The organism is Abyssibius alkaniclasticus (genome assembly GCF_020447305.1).
In the GTDB taxonomy this organism is placed as follows: Bacteria; Pseudomonadota; Alphaproteobacteria; order Rhodobacterales; family Rhodobacteraceae; genus Abyssibius; species Abyssibius alkaniclasticus.
Genome location: NZ_CP095732.1, coordinates 1,068,069 through 1,089,868, shown reverse-complemented (window position 1 = coordinate 1,089,868; position 21,800 = coordinate 1,068,069). Strand labels below are relative to the sequence as shown.

Below are 21,800 nucleotides of genomic sequence, written 5' to 3'. Positions count from 1 at the left end.
ATGTTGAAACTGCTCCGCTGGCTGTTGCCCCACCCCGCGCTGACCCTGCTTCTGGCAGCCGTCTGGACCTTGCTGCAAAACGAGCTTTCGGCAGGTATGGTGGTGTTCGGGTTGCTGCTGGGCATTGCCATTCCCATTGCCACGGCGCCCTGGTGGCCCGACCGCCCGCAAGGGTTTCGCTGGGGGAAAATGCTGGTCTATTGCGGCCTGGTGATCTGGGATATCATCATCGCGAACATTCACGTGGCCTGGATCGTGCTGACCAAGCCCAATGCCAAGATCCGCTCGGCCTGGGTGGTTGTTCCGCTGGAATTGCGCACACCGGAAGCCATTACCATTCTGGCGGGCACCATTACCCTGACCCCCGGCACCATTTCGGCCGACCTGTCGGATGAGGGGCACAGCCTGCTTGTTCATGCGCTGGATACCGATAACCCCGATGCCGTGCGCGACGAGATCAAAGCGCGGTATGAGCGCCGCCTGCTGGAGATTTTCAAATGAGCTTTGCAACCGACCTTATGAACTGGGCCATGTATGCTGCGTTTGGCGTTGTCGCCCTGGCGCAGATCATGGCGATGATCCGGCTTTGGATCGGCCCCGATACGGGCGACCGGATTCTGGCGCTGGATACGATGTTCGTCAACGCGCTGGGGCTGATCGTGCTGCTGGGCATTGCCAATGGCACGCAGATTTACTTTGAGGCGGCGCTGATCATCGCCATGCTCGGCTTTGTGTCAACCGTGGCCTATGCGCGGTTTGTTCTGCGGGGGGATATCATCGAGTAATGCTTGAAATTATCGCGACATATCTCATCACATTCCTTCTGCTGGTCGGCGGGTTATTCACCTTCGTTGCCGCCATCGGCCTGCTCAAGTTCAACGCCGCCATGATGCGCCTTCACGCCCCCACCAAGGCCGGAACGGTGGGCATAGGCGCCTTTTTGCTCGCCTCGATTCTGAACGCCTATACCTTTGGCGAAGGCTCGCTGCACGAATTGCTGATCCTGGCCTTTTTGTTCATAACCGCCCCGGTTTCGGCGAATTTCATGGCAAAGGTGAATATCCACCGCCGGGCTTGCGCGCTGCCCCCGCCGCCCGCGGAAGACAAGACATGGTCCACGCTTGACGTGCCCGAAGCGGATCGCGAGATCGAGGAGACCAGCGCCTAGCTGCACCGGCTTGCAAAGGGCGCCGGCATCTGCTTAGGCTGATTGCGGGGTCATGAGGGGCATTTACATGGGCTATTCCGCCGTCAACCGCCGATATTTTCTGGCCTCAGCTTCGGCCTTTGCGCTTGCCGGCTGTGCCGAGCGCGGCGCCTTTCTGCCTGTGCCATATGTCGCCGGCGATAGCGTGCAGCCGATCTTTCTGGCCACCGACCGCAAGGTCGATGCGCAGCTCAACCCCGGTGACGGGCGCGGCGATGCCCCCGCCTTTGGCCGGGTCGATGTGCGCATTCCCGCCGCGCATGAGGTTGGGCAGGTCGAATTGCCGCTGGCCGGGCGCGACAATTCCGACAGGCTTGGCGTTCTGGAAACGCGCCGCTATGACACTATGGCCAGCTTTCTGGCACAGGTAACAGCCACCGGCAGCGCCCGCGATGAAGTGCAGATTTTCGTGCATGGCTACAATTACACATTGGCCGAGGTGGTCTATCGCCACGCGCAAATGGCGTTTGACTATCAAATCCCCGGTCCGCAAATCAGCTATTCATGGGCCTCGGCGGCCACGGCGGTCGGCTATCTGGAAGACCGCGACTCTGTAGCCATTTCGCGCGACGGGCTAGAGGCGCTGCTGACTGCCCTGGCGCGCAGCGAGCGGCGCAAAATTCGCATTCTGGCGCATTCTATGGGCTGCCTGCTGGTTATGGAAACCCTGCGGCAGATGGCGATTGGCGGCAATACCGCCGCATTTTCGCGCCTGTCCGATGTGATTCTGATGTCGCCCGACATCAACCTTGAACTGTTTGAAAGCCAGATCGCGCGGCTGGGCCGTTTCCCTGCGCAGCTTTGGGTGCTGGTGGCCCAGAATGACCTTGTTCTGCAACTGTCCGAACGCATCAGCGGCAACCGTGCGCGGCTGGGGCGGGTGACGGATTTCAGCCGGCTGCAACAGATGGGTGTGAATGTGGTCGATCTGTCGAGCTTTGAAGACAGCGACCTGGGCAACCACGCGGTTGCCATGTCATCGCCGCAAGTGATTGCGCTGTTTCGCGGCTTGCTCGGGTCGGATTTTCGCAATTCGCCAGCGCGGCGCGTGCCCGGCATTGCCGAAATTGCCTTTCCAGCCAGCAGCAGCAGCTAGTTCATCGGGGCGCCGCCGTCTTCCTTGCGGCGGGCGACATAGGCATCAAGCGCCTCGCATATGCCTTCATCCATTGGCGGCTGCACATATTCATCGCGCAGCTGCTTCCACACCTGGTTGGCGCGGGTGCGCGCATCAATACCGCCATTTTGCATCCACTGGCCAAAATTGTCCCAGTTGGAAATGAGCGGCGTGTAAAAGGCGGTTTCATAGCGCTTCATCGTATGCTCGGCCCCAAAGAAATGCCCGGCCGGGCCGACATCGGCAATGGCATCAACGGCCATGCTCGCCTCGTCCACCACGATCGGTTCAAAATATGCGGCCATCATTTGCAGCATTTCGGCATCGATGATCAGCTTTTCAAAACTGGCGGTCAGCCCGCCATGCATCCAGCCTGCCGCATGGTTGACCAGATGCGCGCCGCCCATCATCGCCCCCCATAGCGACATTTGCGATTCATAGGCCGCCTGGGCGTCCACCTCGTTGGCGGCAGTTACATTGGACGAGCGGAACGGCACGCCGATATGCCGCGCCAACTGCCCGGAGGCCTGCGCCGCCTTTGCATATTCCGGCGTGCCAAAGGCGGGCGAGCCGGTGCGCATATCCACATTCGAGGTGAAGCCGCCATACATGACCGGGCAGCCGGGCCGCACGATCTGGGTCAGGATGATCCCGGCCATCGCCTCGGCATGTTGCTGCACAAGCGCGCCGGCCAGTGTTACCGGCGACATGGCCCCGGCCAGCGTGAAGGGGGTAATCGCCACAACCTGCCCAAAGCTGGCCATCGCGATCAGCCCTTCGGCCATTGGCACATCGAGTTGCAGCGGCGAGTTGGTATTGATGATGCCCAGCAACATCGGCACATCTTTCAGCCCCTCGGGCGTTATGCCCATTGAGATGGCGGCCATTTCGATCCCGTCCATCGTGCGCGCATGGCCAAGGGTTTGGGTTTGCCAGCTTTTATCAAGCAGCGTGATTTGCGCGTGGTAAATGTCCAGATGGCGGGTATTGGCGGGCAGGTCGAGCGGCTCGAACGGGCCGCCGCCCTCCTGGTGCAGAATGTTGAGCGACTGGATCACGCGGATATAGTCGCACATTTCTGCATAGGTGCCGTCGCGCTTGCCCTTGTCATTATCCATCACATAGGCCGGGCCGCCGACCGCGCCGAAGATCAGGTCATCGCCGCCAAGGAACAGGTTCCGATCAGGGTTGCGCGCGGCAAGCGTAAAGCACTCGGGCACAGATTTGAGCAGATCGGCCACCAAATCGGGGTCGAACGTCACCATCTCGCCGTGCGTTTCCGCGCCCGCCGCCTTGAACAGATCACGCGCGGGCGGATGCAGCACCTTCATGCCGATCTCGGCCAGAACCCGCAGCCCGCTGGTGTGGATGGCCGCGACCTGATCATCGCTGATGACCTTGATTGGCGCATAGGGGCGGGTCAGCCGCCCGAAAGGCGGTTGCGCAATGCCGCCCATGATGCGGGCCGGGCGGGCGCGTTTGCGGCGAGGGGCATCGCTCATTTGGCAGCCAGATGCTGGGGCGCAAGCGCGCGCACACTGAAAGGGGCATCGCGGCGCGGGGCAATTTCGGCGGCCGCGCGGCCAATGCTTTGCGCTGTTTTATGCGCCTGATAGGTGGCATGTGCAATGGCGCCGGGGGCAAGCGCATCGCCGGTCAGGTGCAGGCTGAACGGGTTATTCTGCGCGGCCAGTTCATCATAAAGCGCACTGCCACCATCGCGCCGCCCGACAATTACCAGCGATCTTGCGGCAATCTCGCGCCGCTCACTGCTGAAAATCTGGCTGAGCCGCAGCGTTTCACCATCAAACCCTGTCACCACTTCAAGCGTGCGGCAAGCAATGCCGCGCCGCGCCAGGGCGGTATGGATATGCGGCTGCTCGTTGGTCATGAAGGACCAGGCCGCCGCCGCGCCCGCCGTGGTGATATAGGTCACGGGCAGGGATTTTGCGGCAAGGTCTTCGGCAATGGCGGAACCAAGATAGTAGTTATCAAAGTCAAACACCGCGACCGGGCCTTCGGGCAGCACGCCCTTGGCAAGGTCATCGGGGGTATAGATGCGCGGGGCATCCAGCGCGGGCATAGGCAATTCATTTGCCGCGCAAAGCTGGTGGCCCCAGCGCGCGCCTGTTGCGATAACCACATGTTGGGCACCAAATTCGGCAACGTCTTGCGCCGTCAGCGGGCTGGCGGGGTAAAGCGAAACATTGGGCATTTTGCGCAACTGGCCAAGCCGGTAGTCGGCCACGCGCCGCCATTGCGCAAGGCCGGGCAGAGCGGTTTCATACAGCAGCCTGCCGCCAAAATCGTCACGCGCTTCGGCAAGTGCCACATCATAGCCTCGCCGGCCAAGCGTAAGCGCGGCTTCCAGCCCGGCCGGGCCGCCGCCCACCACCAGCACCTGACCATTGCCATCGCGCTTCACCTGCTCCGGGTGCCAGCCGCGCCGCCATTCCTCGCCCGCTGTCGGGTTTTGCGTGCAGCGCACCCAAACCCCGTCATGCCAGGAGGAAATGCAGATATTGCAGCCGATGCATTCGCGGATATCCTCTTCGCGGCCTTCGTTGATCTTGTTGGGCAGGAACGGGTCGGCAATGGAGGGGCGCGCGCCGCCGATCAGGTCCAGCACGCCGCGCCTGACCATGCTGGCCATCGTATCGGGCGCGGTGAAGCGACCAACGCCCACCACCGGCTTGTCGGTAAGGGTCTTGACGAAATCGACCACCGGCTCGTGGCTGCCTTCGGCGGTAAAGCGCGAGGGCGAACAATCGGAGGCCGAATAATCCATCTTCACATCGAACAGGTCGGGCGCGTCTTTGAGCAGGGAAATCACCTCATGCGCTTCGCTTTCGGCCAGATCCGACGGGCGGGCGCGCAGCTCTTGCAAGGAAATGCGCAACGCCACGGCGCAGCGCCCATGCGTGGCTTCGCGCACGGCGTCTATCAACTCGTCGACCAGGCGCACGCGGTTCCTGACCGTGCCGCCATAGGCATCGGTCCGCTGGTTGTAATCGCTCAGCAAAAACTGGTAGGGCAAATAGCCCATGCCCGCATAGACATAGAGAATGTCGAACCCCGCGCGTTCGGCCCTGACCGCCGCATCGCAATGCCAGCGGATCAGGTCGCGGATATCGGCGGCATCCATGATCTTGGGCCGCTGGGCCGACATGAAGGGCACATGCGTGGCCATCCAGGGCACACCCGAAGGCGAAAGCGGGGCGATGCGGCTGGTGCGGTTCATGGCCACGGCACCCCCATGCCAAAGCTCGATGCCGGCAAGCGCGCCATGTTCATGCACGGCTTCGGTCATCACCGCATGGCTGCGGATATCCGATTCGTCCCACATCGTGGCGAACGGAAAGGGGGAATCATCCGATGACGGGTCAACCGAGCAGGCGCCCGTGCAAATCGTGCCCCAGCCGCCTTCGGCCTTCATGCCCCGAAACGCCGCGCGCACATGCGGGGCGGCATTGGTCATCCCGCTGGCATGGGGCACCTGAAAAAACCGGTTTTTCGCCGTTTTCGGGCCGATTTTGACGGGCTCGAACAGAATGTCATAGCGGGGGTTGCGGGGCATTTACATTGCTCCTTGTTGAATGAATGTATCATAAGAGCGGATGAACCGCCGCGTCAAGCTGGCTATAAAAGACACGTTGCAAAAATTATTGGTTGCAGGATGCCGCTTGTGTTGTATCGTTGTTCAACAAGGAGGAGTCCATGCCGCAGGTCCGGACAGAATTTCCCTATCCCGTAAAGGTGGTTGAGAATATTTTCGTGCCGCTGGCCGATGGCACGCGCCTGGCCGCCAAGCTTTGGCTGCCCGAAGGCGCGGGCAAGGTTCCCGCCATTCTGGAATACCTGCCCTACCGCAAGCGCGACGGAACGCGCTATCGCGACCAGGGTATGCACAAGTATCTGGCCGGGCATGGCTATGCCTGCATCCGGCTCGATATTCGCGGCACCGGCGATAGCGACGGGCTGATCGATGATGAATACACCGTGCAGGAACAGCTTGACGGCTGCGAGGCGATTGCCTGGCTGGCCGCGCAAGACTGGTGCGACGGCCAGGTCAGCATGATCGGCATTTCATGGGGCGGGTTCAACGGGCTGCAAATTGCCGCCCGCCAGCCCGAGGCGCTGAAAACCGTTATTACCGTCGGTTCGACCGATGATCGTTACGCCACCGACATTCACTGGCTTGGCGGCTGCCTGTCGAAAGACAATTTCGACTGGTCCTCGACCATGTTCGCCCATAACGACCTTCCGCCCGACCCCGCGATCGTGGGCGCGCGTTGGCGCGAGATGTGGCGGGCGCGGATGGAACACCAGCGCCCGTGGATCCTGAACTGGCTGAGGCATCAGCGGCGCGATGAATTCTGGAAGCAAGGTTCGGTCTGCGAGGATTTCCCGGCCATCAAGATTCCGGTCTATGCCGTGTCGGGCTGGGCCGATAACTATTCGGAAACCGTGCCGCGCCTGCTGGCCGGGCTTTCGGGCCCGCGGCTTGGCCTTGTCGGCCCCTGGGCGCATTCCTACCCCTATGACGTGGCGGTTGCGCCCGCCATCGGCTGGCTGCAAGAGGTGCTGCGCTGGTGTGACCATTGGATGAAGGGGGTTGAGACCGGCATCATGGAGGAGCCGATGTATCGCGTCTGGATGCAGGATTCGGTGCCACCTTCCACCTGTTATACCGAACGCCGCGGCCGCTGGGTGGCCGAGGAAAGCTGGCCTTCGCCCAACATCACCCCGCAGAAACTGCCCCTGAATGCCGGAATGCGGCTGGGCGGTGCTGTGCAGGCGGGCGATGCCGCCATCTGCTCGCCGCTTTGGGTGGGGCTGAATGCGGGCGAGGTCGGGCGCTATGGCGAAGATGCCGACTGGCCGGGCGACCAGCGCGAAGATGACGGCGGCAGCCTTGTCTTCCTGTCCGAACCGCTCACCGAACCGCTCGAAATTCTGGGCGCGCCGCTGGTGCATTTGCATTTCTCCAGCGACAAACCACAGGCTTTGGTGGCCGCACGGCTGAATGATGTGATGCCCGATGGCCGTTCAACTCGCGTTGGTGTTGGCGTGCTGAACCTCACGCATCGTGATAGCCACGAACATGCAACGGCGCTGGAACCCGGCAAAACCTATGGCGCGGTGGTGGAAATGGATGACATCGCCCATCACTTCCCCAAGGGCCACCGCCTTGCCGTGGCGCTGTCCACTGCCTATTACCCGCTGGTCTGGCCCTCGCCCGAGCTTGCAACGCTTACCGTAAAATGCGGCGATTCGTGGCTGGAACTGCCTGTGCGCCCGCCCCGCGAGACCGATAAAAACCTGCGCGCCTTCGAGTCGCCGGAAGAGGCGCAAGACACGCCCACCATAGCCCACCCCACCCCCGAAGCGCCCCGCCGCCGCATCACGCGCGATCTGCTGAGCGGGCATATCACGGTTGATTATCCGCGCTGGAACGCGGCCACGGAAATGCCGGATATTGAACAAACGCATGTATCCTCCGGCATCTGCCGCCACGAGATTACCGATGGCGACCCGCTTTCGGCACTGACATTCACCGAAAGCCGTGTCGAAATCCGCCGCACCGATACGACAATCGAGCATCATTCGATTGGCACGCTCACCTGCGACGCCAAGGACTTCATCGTCAGGATGCAGCTTCGAATTTCGGAAAACGGCACCGAAATCTTCGCCCGTGACTGGGATGAAAGGATTCCCCGTGACATGGTTTGAGGAACACTGATGCTGAATTACGCCATCAAACGCATTCTTCTGGCGGTTGTGATCCTGATTGTGGTCATGCTGGGGATGTTCGCGATGGTGTTTGTCATCCCGGGCGACCCGGCAACCGTGGCGCTGGGGCCGCGCGCCTCGCCCGAGCTTAAGGCGCTGCTCATTGCCCGCATGGGGCTGGACCAGCCGCTTGGCACGCAAATCCTCAGCTTCTTCGGCTCTATCCTGAAGGGTGATCTGGGCATCGATGTCTGGTCGCAACGCCCGGTTCTGGATGTCATCCTCGAAGTTTTCCCGCAAACGCTTATCCTTGGTGTGGTCTCGCTTGGCTGGGCGCTGGTGGGGGGCATCGCGCTTGGCTGTATGGCGGTCATCTGGCGCGACAGCTTCATCGACCGTGTGCTTGGGGTGCTGTCGGTTGCCATGATCTCGGTGCCGTCCTTTGTCATCGCGCTTTATTCACTGCTGATTTTTGCCGTCCTGCTCAACTGGCTTCCGGCCATTGGCGCGGGCGAGCGTGGCGATTTCTGGAGTCAGTTCCGCGCGCTCATCCTGCCTTCCTTCGCGATTGGCATTACATGGGTCGGCTACCTTGCCCGGCTCGTGCGCGCCTCGATGCTGGAGGTGATGGGGGCCAACCATGTGCGCACGGCCCGCGCCTTTGGCCTGCCGGAAACCCGCGTGGTGCTGCGCTATGCCTTGCGCATTGCCATTGTGCCAACCATTGCGATTGTGGCCATCGGCTTTGGCTCTATCCTGTCAAGCGCGGTGTTTGTCGAGACCGTGTTTTCGCGCCCCGGCATTGGCACGCTGATCACTGGCGCCGTTGAAAAGCGCAACTATCCGGTGGTGATGGGCACGGTTCTGTTCATGACGGGGTTTTATTTGCTGGTGGTCACATCGGCCGATTTGCTGATTGCCAAGCTCGACCCGAGGGTGCGTGATGTCCTTAGAGGGTGAAGCCAGCCTGAGTGAACCCCTGCCGCCCAAGCGGCGCACCGCATGGCGGGCGCTGCGGCGCGATGCGATGGGGATGACCGGGCTTGTCCTTGTGGCCGGCTTCATCCTGATGGCGCTGCTTGCGCCCTATATCGCACCCTATGACCCCGCCAAAATTGACGTGCTGAACAAGTTCCAGACCCCAAGCTGGGACCATTGGCTTGGCACCGACCATCTGGGGCGCGATTTGCTATCGCGCATCATCTGGGGGGCGCGCGTTGCCCTTGGCATTGCCATTACCGCCACCGGCATTGCAGGGGCGATCGGCCTGCTGCTGGGGCTTGTCGCGGGCTTCGGGCCGCGCTGGCTTGATGCGCTCTTGGTGCTGCTGTTCGACAGCTTCTCGTCCTTGCCGATGATCATGTTCGCACTGGCCATCATTACCGTATTGGGGCCGGGCACCGAAACGCTGATACTGGTCATCGTGATCGTCTCCATCCCCGGCTATGCGCGGCTGATCCGCGCGCAAACCCTGTCGCTGGCCGGGGCGGATTACATTCTGGCCGAACGTTCCATCGGCGCATCGCCGCTGCGCATTGTGCTGCGGCACCTGCTGCCCAATGTCGTTGGCCCGCTGGTGATTTTGCTCAGCATGGATATTCCGGTGGTCATCATGCTGGAAGCCGGGCTCAGCTACCTTGGCTTCGGGGTGAAACCGCCCACGCCAAGCTGGGGGAATATCCTTTACGATGGCTATACCTCGCTGCGCTCTGCCCCGCATATGGTGATTGTGGCGGGCATTCCGCTGGTGTTCTGTACAATCGGCTTCACCTTCCTTGGCGAGGGGCTGCGCGATGCGCTCGACCCCAAGCTCAAACTGCGGGTGGTGCGATGAATCCGCCGCTTCTGGAGATTGCCGGGCTTGCCATCAGCTATCATAGCGATGACGGGATGGTTGAAGCCCTGCGCGGTGTTTCGCTTGCCGCCAATGCGGGCGAGGTTGTGGGCATTGTCGGCGAAAGCGGCTGTGGCAAATCCACGCTTGTCAGCGCCCTGAACGCCCTACTGGCGCCAAATGCCGAAGTGACCGGCGGCATGGTTGCGCTGAACGGGCGCGATATTCTGCGCCGCACGCGGGCCGAACAGCGCGCGTTGCGGGGGGCCGAAATTGCGATGGTCTTTCAGGATTCGATGACCGCCTTCAGCCCCGTGTTGAGCATCGGCGCGCAGCTTGTCGACTTTCAGCACAATCTGCCCAAGGCCAGCCGCCGCGAAAAGCTGGCCCGCGCAACCGAAATGCTGGCCAGGGTTGGGATTGGCGAGCCGGCACAATGCCTGCGCCGCTACCCGCACCAGCTTTCCGGCGGGATGCGCCAGCGCGCGGCGATGGCGGCGGCGCTGCTCATGTCACCGCAGATTCTGGTGGCCGACGAGCCGACAACCGCGCTTGATGTCACGATGGAGGCGCAGATTCTGCACCTTTTGCGCGGCCTGCGCGACGAGATCAACGGCGCGATCATCATTGTCACCCATCACCTTGGCGTCATCGGCGAAATTTGCGACAGGGTCTATGTGATGTATGCCGGGCAGGTCGTGGAAGAGGCCACGGTCGATGCGCTTTACCACGCACCGCAGCACCCCTATACCCGCGCGCTGATCGGCTGCGACCCGGCGCATCTGCAAAAGCGCAGCCCAACCCTGCCCACCATTCCGGGCCGCCCGCCAAGCCTTGTGAACCCGCCCAAAGCCTGCGCCTTCGCCCCGCGCTGCACGCTGGCCGATGCCACCTGCCACAGCGTTCCACCACCGCGCGTGCGCATTTCCGCCAGCCAAACGGCGCTATGCCACAAGGTGGCCCGATGAGCGCGCTGTTTGATATTCGCAACCTCACTGTTGATGTTCCGCTGGAAAGCGGGCTGCTTGGCATGGTCAGTTTCGCGCAACCGAGGCTGAATATTCTGGCCGGGGTCAGCCTGCAAATCGGGGAGGGCGAAACGCTGGGCATTGTGGGCGAAAGCGGGTCCGGCAAAACCACGCTGGCGCTGGCCATGCTGGGGCTAACGGCCAGCAGCGGCGGCGAGATGCGCTTTGATGGCGCACCGCTTGGCAGCCGTGCCAGCTTTGGCACCTTGCGCCAGAAAACCGCGATGATGTTTCAAGACCCTGTCGCCTCGCTCAGCCCGCGGATGAGCGTGGGGGCATTGCTTTACGAGCCGTTCATCATCCACGGCAAACGCGTGGCCAACCGCCGCGCCAAGGTCATCGCATTGCTGGAACAGGTCGGCCTGCCACCCGAAATTGCCACCCGCTTCCCGCACGAGCTTTCGGGCGGGCAGGCGCGGCGGGTTTGTGTGGCGCGCGCATTGGCGCTGAACCCCAGGCTGCTTGTGGCCGATGAGCCCACGGCCGGGCTGGATGTTTCGGTGCAGGGCGAGGTCTTGAACCTGATGGCCGGGCTGAAAACCGCGCTCGGGCTTTCTGTGCTGATCATCTCGCACAATCTTGCCATGCTGCGCCATGTGACCGACCGGCTGGCCATTCTCTACCTTGGCCGTTTGGTGGAATCCGGCCCCACCGATGCCATTTTCGCCAATCCGCGCCACCCTTACACCGCCAGCCTTATTGCCGCCGAACCCCAGCCCGACCCGCGCAAACGCCGCACCGACCTTGCGCTGAAGGGCGAGATTCCAAGCCTGTTTCTGCGGCCCAAGGGGTGCGAATTTCACACGCGCTGCGCCCATGCACAGCCGATGTGCCAAACGACTGCGCCTGAATTGCGCACAATAGGCGAAGGGCAGGTGCGCTGCCATTTCGCCGAAACATTGAAGCTTAACAACAGGAGTGAACCCAATGGAATGGAGAACTGACCGACGCGGACTTCTCAAAGCAGGCGGGGCCGCATTCGCCAGCCTGGCCCTGGCCCCCAGACTAGCCTGGGCACAAGCGGGCGATACTTTGCGCCTGCGCCTGACCGGCGACTATCAGGTGCTGGACCCCTACGGCATTATTGGCGAGCTGGACGAGATCATCCCGCGCTGCACCACTGTCAGCCTTGTGCGCATGGGCGATATGCGCGCGGGCAACGAAATTTCAAACTATGCCGCCGAGATGCTGGAATGGCAAAGCCCCACGGCCATTGCCTTTACATTGCGCGAAGGGTTGAACTGGACCAATGGCTACGGCCCCGTCACCACCGAAGATGTGAAATTCTCTTTCGAGCGCATCGCCGGGTCTGACAGCGCCTGGTCCTACCAGTTTGAAATGCTCGACCATGTCGAAGTGGTCGACGCGCGTTCGGGCATTATCCACCTCACCCAGCCTTTCGCACCCTTCATTGCAATCGCCCTGCCATTCTATGGCGGCCATATCGTCAGCAAAGCCGCAACCGAGGCGGTGGGCGGCAGCTTTACCACGCAGATGCCCGCCGAATGCGGCCCCTATCTGATGGAAAGCTGGGAGCAGAACCAGCGCGTAACGCTGGTGGCAAACCCCGACTGGACTGGCGAAGCCCCCAGTTTCCGGAAGATCGAGTTCTATATCGTGCCCGACGATCAGGCGGCCTTGCTGGCCTATGAGGCGGATGCCTTTGACATGACGCGCTTTGCCGTGACCTCGCTTGACACATTGCGCGCCAATATGCCCGCAAACTCGACGCTGATCGAGGCCCCCTCGACCACCTACACATGGTTGACCGTGAACATGGCGGCGGAAAACCTGCGCGATGCGCGCGTGCGTCAGGCCATCCAATATGCCTATGACAGCGACACGGTGCTGGCGGGGGCCTATAACAACGCGGTCGAACGCTCGGCAGGGGTTATCCCGCCCACCTCGCAATATGCGCGCGATGGCAATATCATCGGGGCGCGCGATGTGGAAAAGGCCCGCGCGCTGCTGGCCGAGGCCGGCATGTCGGACCTGACCCTCACGCTTTATGCCCTGAATGACAGCAGTTCACAAACCATCGCCCAGATCATTCAGGCGACAATGGCCGAGGCGGGGATCACCATCAATATCGAACCCGTGGACGAGGCAAGCTACTGGTCGCTTGGCGACAAGACTGCCGGCGATGACTGGCTGAATATCGAGCTTGTGCTGATGTCCTATGCGGGCGGCACTGACCCGACCGAGAACCTTGTCTGGTTCCGGCCCGATCAGGTGGGCGTTTACAACTGGTCGCATTTTGACAGCGCCGAGTTTGAAGAGCTTTATCAGGCTTCAATGGTCGAAACCGATGTCGCGGCCCGCAAGGTGATGTTCAACCGCATGGAAGACCTGATGGAGGAGTCCGGCGGGTTTGTGTTTATCTGTTTTGAGCCCTATCTTGCGGTGCATGACAGCAGCATCAGCCCGACCATCCTGTCCGACGGTCACCCCGACCCGACCCGTTTTACCAGAATGTAAGGCGCAGGCGGCGCCGTGTGCTGCGGCGCCGCAACTCTTGTGACATGACGATGGAAACCGACTCTCCGCGCTTTCGGCGCTATACTGCCGCACAACGCCGCGAAATGCTGATCGCGGCGGGGCTTGCCTGCCTTGCGCGTGGTGGCATAACCGGCTTTACGGTCGACAAGATCTGCGCCGAGGCCAACGCCTCGCGCGGGCTGATCACCCATCACTTCAAATCGAAAGAAGGTTTGCTGCGCGCGGTTTACGCCGCCGCCTATGACCGGATGCTCGGTGCCGCCGCCCCGGGCCGTGTGGTTGACGCCGATCTTGTCGAGATGATCGAGGCGCTGCTATCTGACGCGCTTACCGACCGCGACACGTTGCGCGCCTGGCTCGCGCTGTGGGGCGAGGTGGCCAATAGCCCGGCCCTGCGCGACGAACATCGCCGCTATTACGACCATTACCATGACAGGGTGATCGTCGGCATCCGCCGTGCTGCGGCGGGGCGCAAGCTGGCCATTGCCGAAGGGGCGCTGGCCATAATGTTCATCAGCCTGATCGACGGGTTATGGCTGCAACGCTGCATCGACCCTGAACGGCTATCCAGCCAGGATGTGCGCGATGCCTGCTACAACCTGCTCGAACCCTATCTCGGCCCGATCCGCCCACAGCAGGGTTAAGACCAACGCGCCACTCTCATGCGTGCCGGGCCGCCGCCTGGATCAGGGCAGCCTGTGATTTACCGTCTTGCTAATAACTGACCGGTCAGTTATTTATTTACGCATGGAACCCGACTCGCCCTCCGAACCGAAATTCCGCCGCCGCGCCAAGGCCCGCCCGGGCGAGGTGCTGGATGCCGCGCTTGCCCTGTTCACCGAACAGGGGTTTGCGCGCACATCCGTGGCGCAGATCGCCAAGCGCGCCGATCTGTCCAAAGGCGCGGTCTATCTCTACTTTCCCTCCAAAGACGCCATTCTCGAAGGCCTGGTCGAACGCATGATCGCCCCGCTCTCCGACGAGGTTTTCGAGCGGATCGCCAGCCATCAGGGTGACCCGCGCCCGCTTCTGGCGCAATTCCTGCGGATGCTGGCCGCCATGCTGGGCGATGATACCCGCCGCGCCGTGCCGATGATCGTGCTGCGCGAAGCCCTTGCCGCCCCGGATATGGCCAAGACCTTCCGCAAGGCCGTGCTGGACCGCGCCCTGCCCGCCGTGACGGCGCTGCTTGCACAGGGGATGGCGGGTGGCTTTATCCGCCCGCTCGACCCGGAACTGACCGCACGCACCGTGGTTGGCCCGATCATGGCGCATATCATCCTGCACGAGGTGTTCAGCATCACGCCGCGTGACGGCCTTGCGATAGAGCGGTTGGTTGAAAACCATCTTGCCATTCTGCTGGCCGGACTGGCCCCCGAAAAAGGCGCAAACACATGAGCAACCTGCCCGACTGGCTTGTTTCGATCATCGTGGTCTTCTACCCCGGTTTTGCCGGGCCAATGATTACCGAATATAATGGCTATGCCGAGGCGGATTATGTCTATGTTGCCCCCGCCGCCGCGGGCCGGATTGTTGAAATCAACGCCGAAGAAGGCGCGCCCATCGCCGCGGGCGCGGTGCTGTTTCGCATCGATGACACGCATCAAACCACCGCATTGCGCGCCGCCGAGGCGCAGGTTGCCGTGGCGCGTGCAACGCTTGACAACCTGGCCACGGGCAGCCGCGCGGCCGAAATAGACGTGATCCGCGCCACGCTCGCCCAGGCCGAGGCCGACCAGCGGCTTGCCCGGCTCACGCTTGAACGCTCGCAAAACCTGCTGGCCAGCGGCGCGGTCACACAGGCGCGGATTGATGGGGACACCGCCGCCTTGCAAGGTGCCGATGCGCGCGTTGCCCAGCTTCAGGCGCAGTTGCAGGTGGCCGAATTGCCCGCGCGCGATGCCCAGCGCATTGGGGCGGAAGCCGCGCTTGAAGCCGCGCTGGCGCAAGCCGATGATGCCCGGCTGGCCCTAAAGGACCGCACGGTGTTTGCCCCTGCCGACGGGGTGGTGGACGAGGTGTTTTATGCCGTGGGCGAGGTTGCGGGTGCCGGCGCACCCGTTGTCGCGATTTTGCCCGAAAACAGCCTGAAGGCGCTGTTCTACATTCCCGAAAGCGACCGCGCGCAGCTTTGGCTTGGGCAGGAATTTGCCGTGCAGTGTAGCGGCTGCCCGGATGGCATTACCGCCCGGCTGCTGCGCATCGCCCCCAGCCCGCAATACACACCGCCCATCATTTACAGCCGCGCGGAACGCGCACGGCTGGTGTTTCGCGCCGAGGCGGAAATCCTGAATGCCGCGGGCCTGCTGCCCGGCCAGCCGCTGACCCTGCGGCCATGACCATGCACGCCGCTCCGGCCATTTCCGTTACCGGGCTGACCAAGATTTTCGGCAAACGCAAGGTTGTCGATAGCTTTGATATGGAAGTGCCGGCGGGCGCGATCTACGGCTTTCTTGGCCCCAACGGTTCGGGCAAGACCACCACCATCCGCATGATGTGCGGGCTGCTCACCCCCGATGCGGGCAGCGGCACCTGCCTTGGCTTTGACATTCTGCGCGAGCAGAACAAGATCAAGGAAAATGTCGGCTATATGACCCAGCGTTTTTCGCTGTATGAAGATCTGACCATCCGCGAAAACCTCGACTTTATCGCCCGCATGTATCGACTCAAGGCGCGCAAGGCGCGGGTGGATGAGGCATTGGAACATCTGGGCCTAGCCGACCGCGCCAAGCAGCTTGCAGGCACGCTTTCGGGCGGCTGGAAGCAGCGGCTGGCGCTTGCGGCCTGCATGATCCACACACCTTCGCTGCTGCTGCTCGATGAGCCAACAGCGGGCGTTGACCCGAAAGCACGGCGCGATTTCTGGGATGAAATCCGCGCGCTGTCAGCCAAGGGTGTCACCGTGCTGGTCTCGACCCATTACATGGATGAGGCGGTGCAATGCGATTACATCGCCTATATCGCCTATGGCAAAAAGCTCATCGCCGGGCCTGCGGCTGAAATTCCGGCCATGATCGGGTTGCATACATGGCGCGTGACGGGGCCGGATATTTCGAAGCTCGAAGCCGATTTGCGGCTGGAACCCGATATCGGGCAGGTGGCGCGGTTCGGGGCGGTGCTGCATGTTTCCGGCACCAACCGCGACGAGCTTGAGGCGCTGGTGAAACATTATCAAAGCTACGGCACGCATGAATGGGTGGAGAAAAAGTCGGAGCTGGAAGAGGCGTTCATCTACCTCATGGCGGGCACGAAGGACAATTTCGCGGCAGACACACCATGAGATGGGGCTTTTCCATTGCGCGGTTTCTGGCGGTTCTCTCCAAGGAATTCGTGCAGATGCGGCGCGACAAGATCACCTTTGTGATGATGATCGGCGTGCCGATCATGCAGCTTCTGATCTTCGGCTATGCCATCAATTCCGACCCGCGCCACCTGCCTACTTTGGTTGAAATGGGCGATGAAGGCCCGGTCACGCGCGCCATTCTCATGGGGATGAGCAACTCGACCTATTTCGATTTTCAGGGCACGGTTACAGGCCCGGAGGAAGGCGACCGTGCCCTGCGCGATGGCAGCGCGAATTTCGTCATCGTCATTCCGCAGAATTTCGAGCGTGATATTCTGCGCGGCCTGTCGCCCGATATTCTGCTCTCGGCCGATGCGTCCGACCCCGCCGCCGTTGGCGGTGCCGCAAGCGCCATGAGCGGCATTGTCGCCACCGCCATTGCCGAAACCCTGACCGGCCCGCTGCGCTTTGCCGCCGGTGCGCCGCCGCCGGTGGGGGTGGTTGTGCATAAGCAATATAACCCCGAGGGCAGCACCTCGATCAACATCGTGCCGGGGCTTTTGGGGGTGATTCTGTCGCTGACAATGGTGATGATCACGGCGGTGGCCATTGTGCGTGAAAGCGAGAAGGGCACGATGGAGACACTCATCGCCACGCCCGTGCGCCCGTTCGAGGTGATGCTCGGCAAAATCCTGCCCTATGTGGTGGTTGGCTATGTGCAAACGGCGGTGTTCCTGCTGGCCTCGCGCCTGTTGTTCAATGTGCCGTTCATCGGCGCGCCGCTGGCGTTTTTCATTGGGTTCAACCTGTTTGTCATCGTCAATCTGGCGCTGGGTTTCCTCATCTCAACCGTGGCGCGCAGCCAGATGCAGGCCATGCAGCTTTCGTTTTTCACCCTGTTGCCCACGATTTTGCTGTCGGGCTTCATGTTCCCCTTTGCCGCCATGCCGGGCTGGGCGCAAACCATTGGCAGCGCCATCCCGGCCACGCATTTCCTGCGGCTTGTGCGCAAAGTCATGCTGAAGGGCGCAAACCTGGCCGATATTGCGGGCGATCTGGCGAATATCGCGCTGATCTTGCTGGTCATTTCGGTCATTGCCTTGCGCCGCTACCGGCAGACACTCGACTGAGCAATAAACCTACTAAAAAAATCAGGATTGACATACCCAACTCTTTTAGTAGGTTTAGCGCGCAATCGTCAAAACCAATACCAAGGACCATTTATGACCCGCATCTTCACGGCCAGCCTTGCCACGGCCCTGCTGGCCGCCCAGCCGCTTCTTGCCGTTGAAAAAGCCGATGTGCTGACCACCTATGCCGATATCGCCGCCGCCAAATACCGCGACAGCCTGACCAGCGCGCAACAGCTTGATGCCACGATCGCCGCCTTTCTGGCCGCCCCGTCGCAAGACGGGCTGAACGCCGCGCGCACTGCCTGGCGCGCCGCCCGCGTGCCCTATATGCAGACCGAGGTTTACCGTTTCGGCAACCCGCTGGTTGATGACTGGGAAGGCCGCGTCAATGCCTGGCCGCTCGATGAAGGGCTGATCGACTATGTCGACCCGGCCTATGGCGGTGCGACAGACGAGAACGGTTTTGCCGCGCTCAATGTCATTGCCAACCCGATATTCACCCTGTCCGGCGCCGAGATTGATGCAACCGAAATTACACCCGAACTGCTGCAAAACACGCTGCAAGAGGCAGACGGGGTGGAGGCCAATGTCGCCACGGGCTATCATGCCATCGAATTTCTGCTTTGGGGGCAAGACCTGAACGGCACAGGGCCGGGTGCCGGCAACCGCCCCTGGACCGATTATGCCACAGACGATGCCTGCACCGGCGGAAATTGCGACCGCCGCGCCGCCTATTTGCGCGCAGCCAGCACATTGCTGGTGGCCGACCTTGACGAAATGGCCGCGGCCTGGGGCGAGACTGGCGCGGCACGTGCCGCCGTTCTGGCCGATGAAAACGCCGGCATTTCCGCGATGCTCACCGGCATGGGCTCGTTGTCCTACGGCGAATTGGCGGGTGAGCGCATGAAGCTTGGTGTGCTGCTGAATGACCCCGAAGAAGAGCAGGACTGCTTTTCCGACAATACGCAATATAGCCATTACTATGATGGCGTCGGCATTCAGAATGTCTATCTGGGCCGTTATACGCGCATTGACGGCAGCATTGTTTCCGGCCCGTCGCTGGCCGATCTGCTGGCCGAGGAAACCCCCGAGCTTGCGTTGCGGCTTGAGGCTGAAATCGCCGCATCGGTTGAAGCACTTGGCGCGATTGTCGATGCCGCAAAAGCCGGCATGGCCTATGACATGATGCTGGCGCGCGACAATGAAGCAGGCGAGGCGCTGATCCTTGGCGCGGTCGATCGGCTTGTCACCCAAACCCGCTCGATTGAACGCGCGGTGACAGCGTTGGACCTGACCGCCATTTCGCTTGAAGGCTCTGACAGCCTGGACGCGCCGGATGCCGTGTTCCAGTAAACCCATAAAAACGCCCCCGCCCGGCTGCGGCGGGGGCTTGATCCTGCATAAAAGTCTGTTCTCATGTTCCTGTCTGGCCCGTTGAAAATTGCCGCCGCGCTTGGCCTTGGCCTCAGCGCCTTTGCGCTGGCCGCGCAAACGCCAGCCGGTTGGGATATCACCCGCGCGCCCTTGCAAACCATCCCGCGCACGGCGGAAGAAGCGGCGCGCATCGCCACGGTCACGGCCCCGACAACCGATTTTTCATCGGCCGAGCCCTTCGAGGTCAACAGCGGCGGCGGCACAACCGTGCGCGCGCGCAATACAACCGATGCCTTCTCGCTGCCCTCGGCCAACACCTCATTTGCGCGCGAACTCGACTTCAAGCTTGGCAACGGGCTGTTCACGAAGCTCTGGGTGTCCTCACCCTCGTCAACCCTGGCCTCCGACGGGCTTGGCCCCTTGTTCAACGCCCGTTCCTGCCAGTCGTGCCACATCAAGGACGGGCGCGGCCATCCGCCCGAACCAGGCGATGACAACGCCGTGTCGATCTTTCTGCGCATCTCGGTGCCGGTGGATGGCATGGCCGACCTGACCCCGATCGAAGCCTATCTTGCAGCACTTGATGGCGCGGTGCAGCGCAGCGCCCCCGACCCGACCTATGGCGGCCAGTTGCAGGATTTCGGCGTGCTTGGCCATGCCGCGGAATACAGTTTCGACGTGGCTTATGACGAAATCGAAGTTCCGCTTTCAGATGGCGAGGTCGCCTATCTGCGCGCCCCGACCTATACCGCCGCCAACCTTGGCTATGGCCCGCTTGCGCCGGGGGCGATGCTGTCACCACGTATTGCCCAGCAGATGATCGGCCTTGGCCTGCTCGAAGCCATCGCGCCCGCCGATATTCTGGCGCTGGAAGACCCCGACGATGCCGATGGCGACGGCATTTCGGGGCGCGCGCAAATCGTCTGGTCTGACGAGTTTGGCCAGCCAATGCTGGGCCGTTTCGGCCACAAGGCGGGCCAGCCCAGCGTGAATGCGCAATCGGCTTCGGCTTTCGCGGGCGATATCGGCATTTCAAGCCCGCTGTTCAACACGCCGTCGGGCGATTGCACCCAGGCGCAGGCCGCATGTATGGCCGCGCCAGACGGCAGCACCGGCAGTGATGACGCAACGGAAATCAGCGCCGAGGGGATGTCGCTTGTCACGTTTTATGCGCGCAATCTTGCCGTGCCCGCCCGCCGCGATGTCGACACCCCCGAAGTGCTGCGTGGCAAGGACATATTCTACACGACCGGCTGCACCGCGTGCCACACACCGAAATTCGTGACCGACCGGCTGGTCGACCAGCCCGAGCAGAGCTTCCAGCTGATCTGGCCCTATACCGACCTGTTGCTGCATGATATGGGCGAAGGCCTGGCCGACAATCGCCCCGAAGGCCGCGCCAATGGCCGCGAATGGCGCACGGCCCCGCTTTGGGGTATCGGGATGACCGAAACCGTCAGCGGCCAAAGCAATTTTCTGCATGACGGGCGGGCGCGCAACCTGCTGGAAGCCGTGCTATGGCATGGCGGCGAAGCCGAGGCGCAGCGCGATGCGGTCATCGCCATGCCCGCCCCCGACCGTGCCGCCCTTATCCGATTTCTGGAGAGTCTATGAAAAAGCTGCTGACCCTGCTCGCGCTTGCCGCCGCACCCGTACAGGCCGATATTGCCGAAGTGGTCGAGGGCTACATCCTGCCCGGCTACATGGCCTTTGCCGAAACCACGGCAGAATTTGGCGCCATAGCGGCTGAAAGCTGCGAATTGCCGGTTTTGCGCAATGCGTGGAACGACAGTTTCGATGCCTGGCTTGCCATCAGCCCCATACAGTTCGGCCCGGTCGAGCTGCAGGGCCGCGCGCTTGCCATTGCCTTCTGGCCCGATGAACGTGGCACAGGTGCGCGTGTATTGGCATCATTGCGCGCCGATCAAGACCCGATCATTTTCGAGCCCGGTGGCGCGGCGCGGCTTTCGGCGGCGGCGCGCGGCTTCTTTGCGCTGGAATATCTGCTGTTTGACGAGGCGTTTATACCCACCTCCAGCTATGATTGCGCGCTGATTGCGGCCCTCGGCGACGATCTGGCGCAACAGGCGGCGGCAGTGCTGGAAGCGTGGCAAGGCGGCTTTGCCGAAACGCTGCAAACCGCTGGCGCGGAGGGAAACCTGACCTTTCTTAGCGCGCGCGAAGCGCAGCAGGCCTTGTTCACCGCCCTGCTGGTCGCGATTGAATTCAATGCCGATACCCGGCTGGGCCGCCCGATGGGCACGTTCGAGCGGCCGCGTCCCTTGCGCGCGGAAAGCCGCCGCGCCGGGCGCAGCTTGCGCAATGTGGCGCTTTCGCTGGAAGGGGCCGCGCAACTGGCCCGCCGCCTGACCACGGTGGAAACCCCGAACACGACCGCCGCCTTTGCCCATGCCCAGGCGCTGATTGCCGATCTGGATGACCCGGATTTCGCCGGGGTCGCCACCCCGCAGGGCCGCTTCAAGCTCGAAGCCTTGCAACAGGCCATCCGCAGCATTCGCGACGCGATCCTGCTTGAAATCGGCCCGTCGCTCGGGGTTGTGGCGGGCTTCAACGCATCAGATGGAGATTGAT

The 21,800-nt window shown here is 62.2% G+C and carries 20 protein-coding genes; 18 read left to right on the top strand and 2 right to left on the bottom strand.

The annotated features are described in order from the left end of the window. From LGT41_RS05595 to LGT41_RS05580, 4 genes are all read left to right on the top strand, one after another. Complete coding sequence (locus tag LGT41_RS05595) at positions 1 to 501, top strand: Na+/H+ antiporter subunit E (protein ID WP_274129112.1); 501 nt, start codon at positions 1 to 3, stop codon at positions 499 to 501. After that, complete coding sequence (locus LGT41_RS05590) at positions 498 to 785, top strand: K+/H+ antiporter subunit F (protein WP_274129110.1); 288 nt, start codon at positions 498 to 500, stop codon at positions 783 to 785. The genes LGT41_RS05595 and LGT41_RS05590 overlap by 4 nt, the downstream gene beginning before the upstream one ends. After that, a complete protein-coding gene (locus LGT41_RS05585) occupies positions 785 to 1,168 on the top strand; it encodes a cation:proton antiporter (RefSeq protein ID WP_274129109.1) in 384 nt (127 codons plus the stop codon). Before LGT41_RS05590 ends, LGT41_RS05585 begins: the two co-directional genes overlap by 1 nt. A gap of 67 nt (positions 1,169 to 1,235) precedes the next feature. Continuing rightward, positions 1,236 to 2,303, top strand: coding sequence for an alpha/beta hydrolase (locus tag LGT41_RS05580; protein WP_274129107.1), 1,068 nt, complete (start codon positions 1,236 to 1,238; stop codon positions 2,301 to 2,303). Here the strand turns inward: LGT41_RS05580 and LGT41_RS05575 are convergent. Together LGT41_RS05575 and LGT41_RS05570 are read right to left on the bottom strand one after the other, a co-directional pair. Next, the gene (locus tag LGT41_RS05575) at positions 2,300 to 3,826 is read right to left on the bottom strand and encodes a trimethylamine methyltransferase family protein (protein ID WP_274129105.1); all 1,527 of its coding nucleotides are present in this window, start codon (positions 3,824 to 3,826) and stop codon (positions 2,300 to 2,302) included. The genes LGT41_RS05580 and LGT41_RS05575 overlap by 4 nt on opposite strands. Then, positions 3,823 to 5,901 (bottom strand): oxidoreductase, encoded by a 2,079-nt coding sequence (locus tag LGT41_RS05570; RefSeq protein ID WP_274129103.1) that lies wholly within the window; start codon positions 5,899 to 5,901, stop codon positions 3,823 to 3,825. Before LGT41_RS05570 ends, LGT41_RS05575 begins: the two co-directional genes overlap by 4 nt. Before the next feature lie 140 nt (positions 5,902 to 6,041). On the opposite strand from LGT41_RS05570, the gene LGT41_RS05565 reads away from it, so the two are divergent. The 14 genes from LGT41_RS05565 to LGT41_RS05500 all read left to right on the top strand — a co-directional run bounded on the left by LGT41_RS05565 (position 6,042) and on the right by LGT41_RS05500 (position 21,799). Continuing rightward, the gene (locus LGT41_RS05565) at positions 6,042 to 8,057 is read left to right on the top strand and encodes a CocE/NonD family hydrolase (protein WP_274129101.1); all 2,016 of its coding nucleotides are present in this window, start codon (positions 6,042 to 6,044) and stop codon (positions 8,055 to 8,057) included. A 9-nt stretch (positions 8,058 to 8,066) separates the two neighbouring features. Further along, entirely contained in the window at positions 8,067 to 9,017 is a 951-nt protein-coding gene (locus LGT41_RS05560) for an ABC transporter permease (protein ID WP_274129100.1), read from the top strand. Beyond that, positions 9,001 to 9,891, top strand: coding sequence for an ABC transporter permease (locus LGT41_RS05555; protein WP_274129099.1), 891 nt, complete (start codon positions 9,001 to 9,003; stop codon positions 9,889 to 9,891). Before LGT41_RS05560 ends, LGT41_RS05555 begins: the two co-directional genes overlap by 17 nt. Then, entirely contained in the window at positions 9,888 to 10,859 is a 972-nt protein-coding gene (locus LGT41_RS05550; protein ID WP_274129098.1) for an ABC transporter ATP-binding protein, read from the top strand. The genes LGT41_RS05555 and LGT41_RS05550 overlap by 4 nt, the downstream gene beginning before the upstream one ends. After that, positions 10,856 to 11,863, top strand: coding sequence for an oligopeptide/dipeptide ABC transporter ATP-binding protein (locus LGT41_RS05545; protein WP_274129096.1), 1,008 nt, complete (start codon positions 10,856 to 10,858; stop codon positions 11,861 to 11,863). Before LGT41_RS05550 ends, LGT41_RS05545 begins: the two co-directional genes overlap by 4 nt. Beyond that, a complete protein-coding gene (locus tag LGT41_RS05540) occupies positions 11,847 to 13,397 on the top strand; it encodes an ABC transporter substrate-binding protein (RefSeq protein ID WP_274129094.1) in 1,551 nt (516 codons plus the stop codon). Before LGT41_RS05545 ends, LGT41_RS05540 begins: the two co-directional genes overlap by 17 nt. A 50-nt stretch (positions 13,398 to 13,447) precedes the next feature. Further along, positions 13,448 to 14,062 carry a TetR/AcrR family transcriptional regulator gene (locus LGT41_RS05535; RefSeq protein WP_274129093.1) on the top strand — a complete coding sequence of 205 codons (615 nt, stop codon included), beginning with the start codon at positions 13,448 to 13,450 and terminating at the stop codon, positions 14,060 to 14,062. Positions 14,063 to 14,165: 103 nt separating this feature from the next. Beyond that, positions 14,166 to 14,816, top strand: coding sequence for a TetR/AcrR family transcriptional regulator (locus tag LGT41_RS05530; protein ID WP_274129092.1), 651 nt, complete (start codon positions 14,166 to 14,168; stop codon positions 14,814 to 14,816). Beyond that, positions 14,813 to 15,757: an HlyD family secretion protein gene (locus LGT41_RS05525; protein WP_274129090.1), complete on the top strand. Its 945-nt coding sequence runs from the start codon at positions 14,813 to 14,815 to the stop codon at positions 15,755 to 15,757. Before LGT41_RS05530 ends, LGT41_RS05525 begins: the two co-directional genes overlap by 4 nt. Positions 15,758 to 15,759: 2 nt before the next feature. Beyond that, positions 15,760 to 16,698, top strand: a complete 939-nt coding sequence (locus tag LGT41_RS05520; protein WP_274129089.1) for an ABC transporter ATP-binding protein — start codon at positions 15,760 to 15,762, stop codon at positions 16,696 to 16,698. Next, positions 16,695 to 17,831, top strand: a complete 1,137-nt coding sequence (locus tag LGT41_RS05515; RefSeq protein WP_274129088.1) for an ABC transporter permease — start codon at positions 16,695 to 16,697, stop codon at positions 17,829 to 17,831. The genes LGT41_RS05520 and LGT41_RS05515 overlap by 4 nt, the downstream gene beginning before the upstream one ends. A gap of 93 nt (positions 17,832 to 17,924) precedes the next feature. Then, positions 17,925 to 19,187: an imelysin family protein gene (locus LGT41_RS05510; protein ID WP_274129086.1), complete on the top strand. Its 1,263-nt coding sequence runs from the start codon at positions 17,925 to 17,927 to the stop codon at positions 19,185 to 19,187. A 63-nt stretch (positions 19,188 to 19,250) separates the two neighbouring features. Next, on the top strand, positions 19,251 to 20,822 hold the full coding sequence (locus LGT41_RS05505; protein WP_274129084.1) for a di-heme oxidoreductase family protein: 1,572 nt from the start codon (positions 19,251 to 19,253) through the stop codon (positions 20,820 to 20,822). Then, a complete protein-coding gene (locus LGT41_RS05500; protein ID WP_274129083.1) occupies positions 20,819 to 21,799 on the top strand; it encodes an imelysin family protein in 981 nt (326 codons plus the stop codon). Before LGT41_RS05505 ends, LGT41_RS05500 begins: the two co-directional genes overlap by 4 nt. Position 21,800 lies beyond the last annotated feature (1 nt).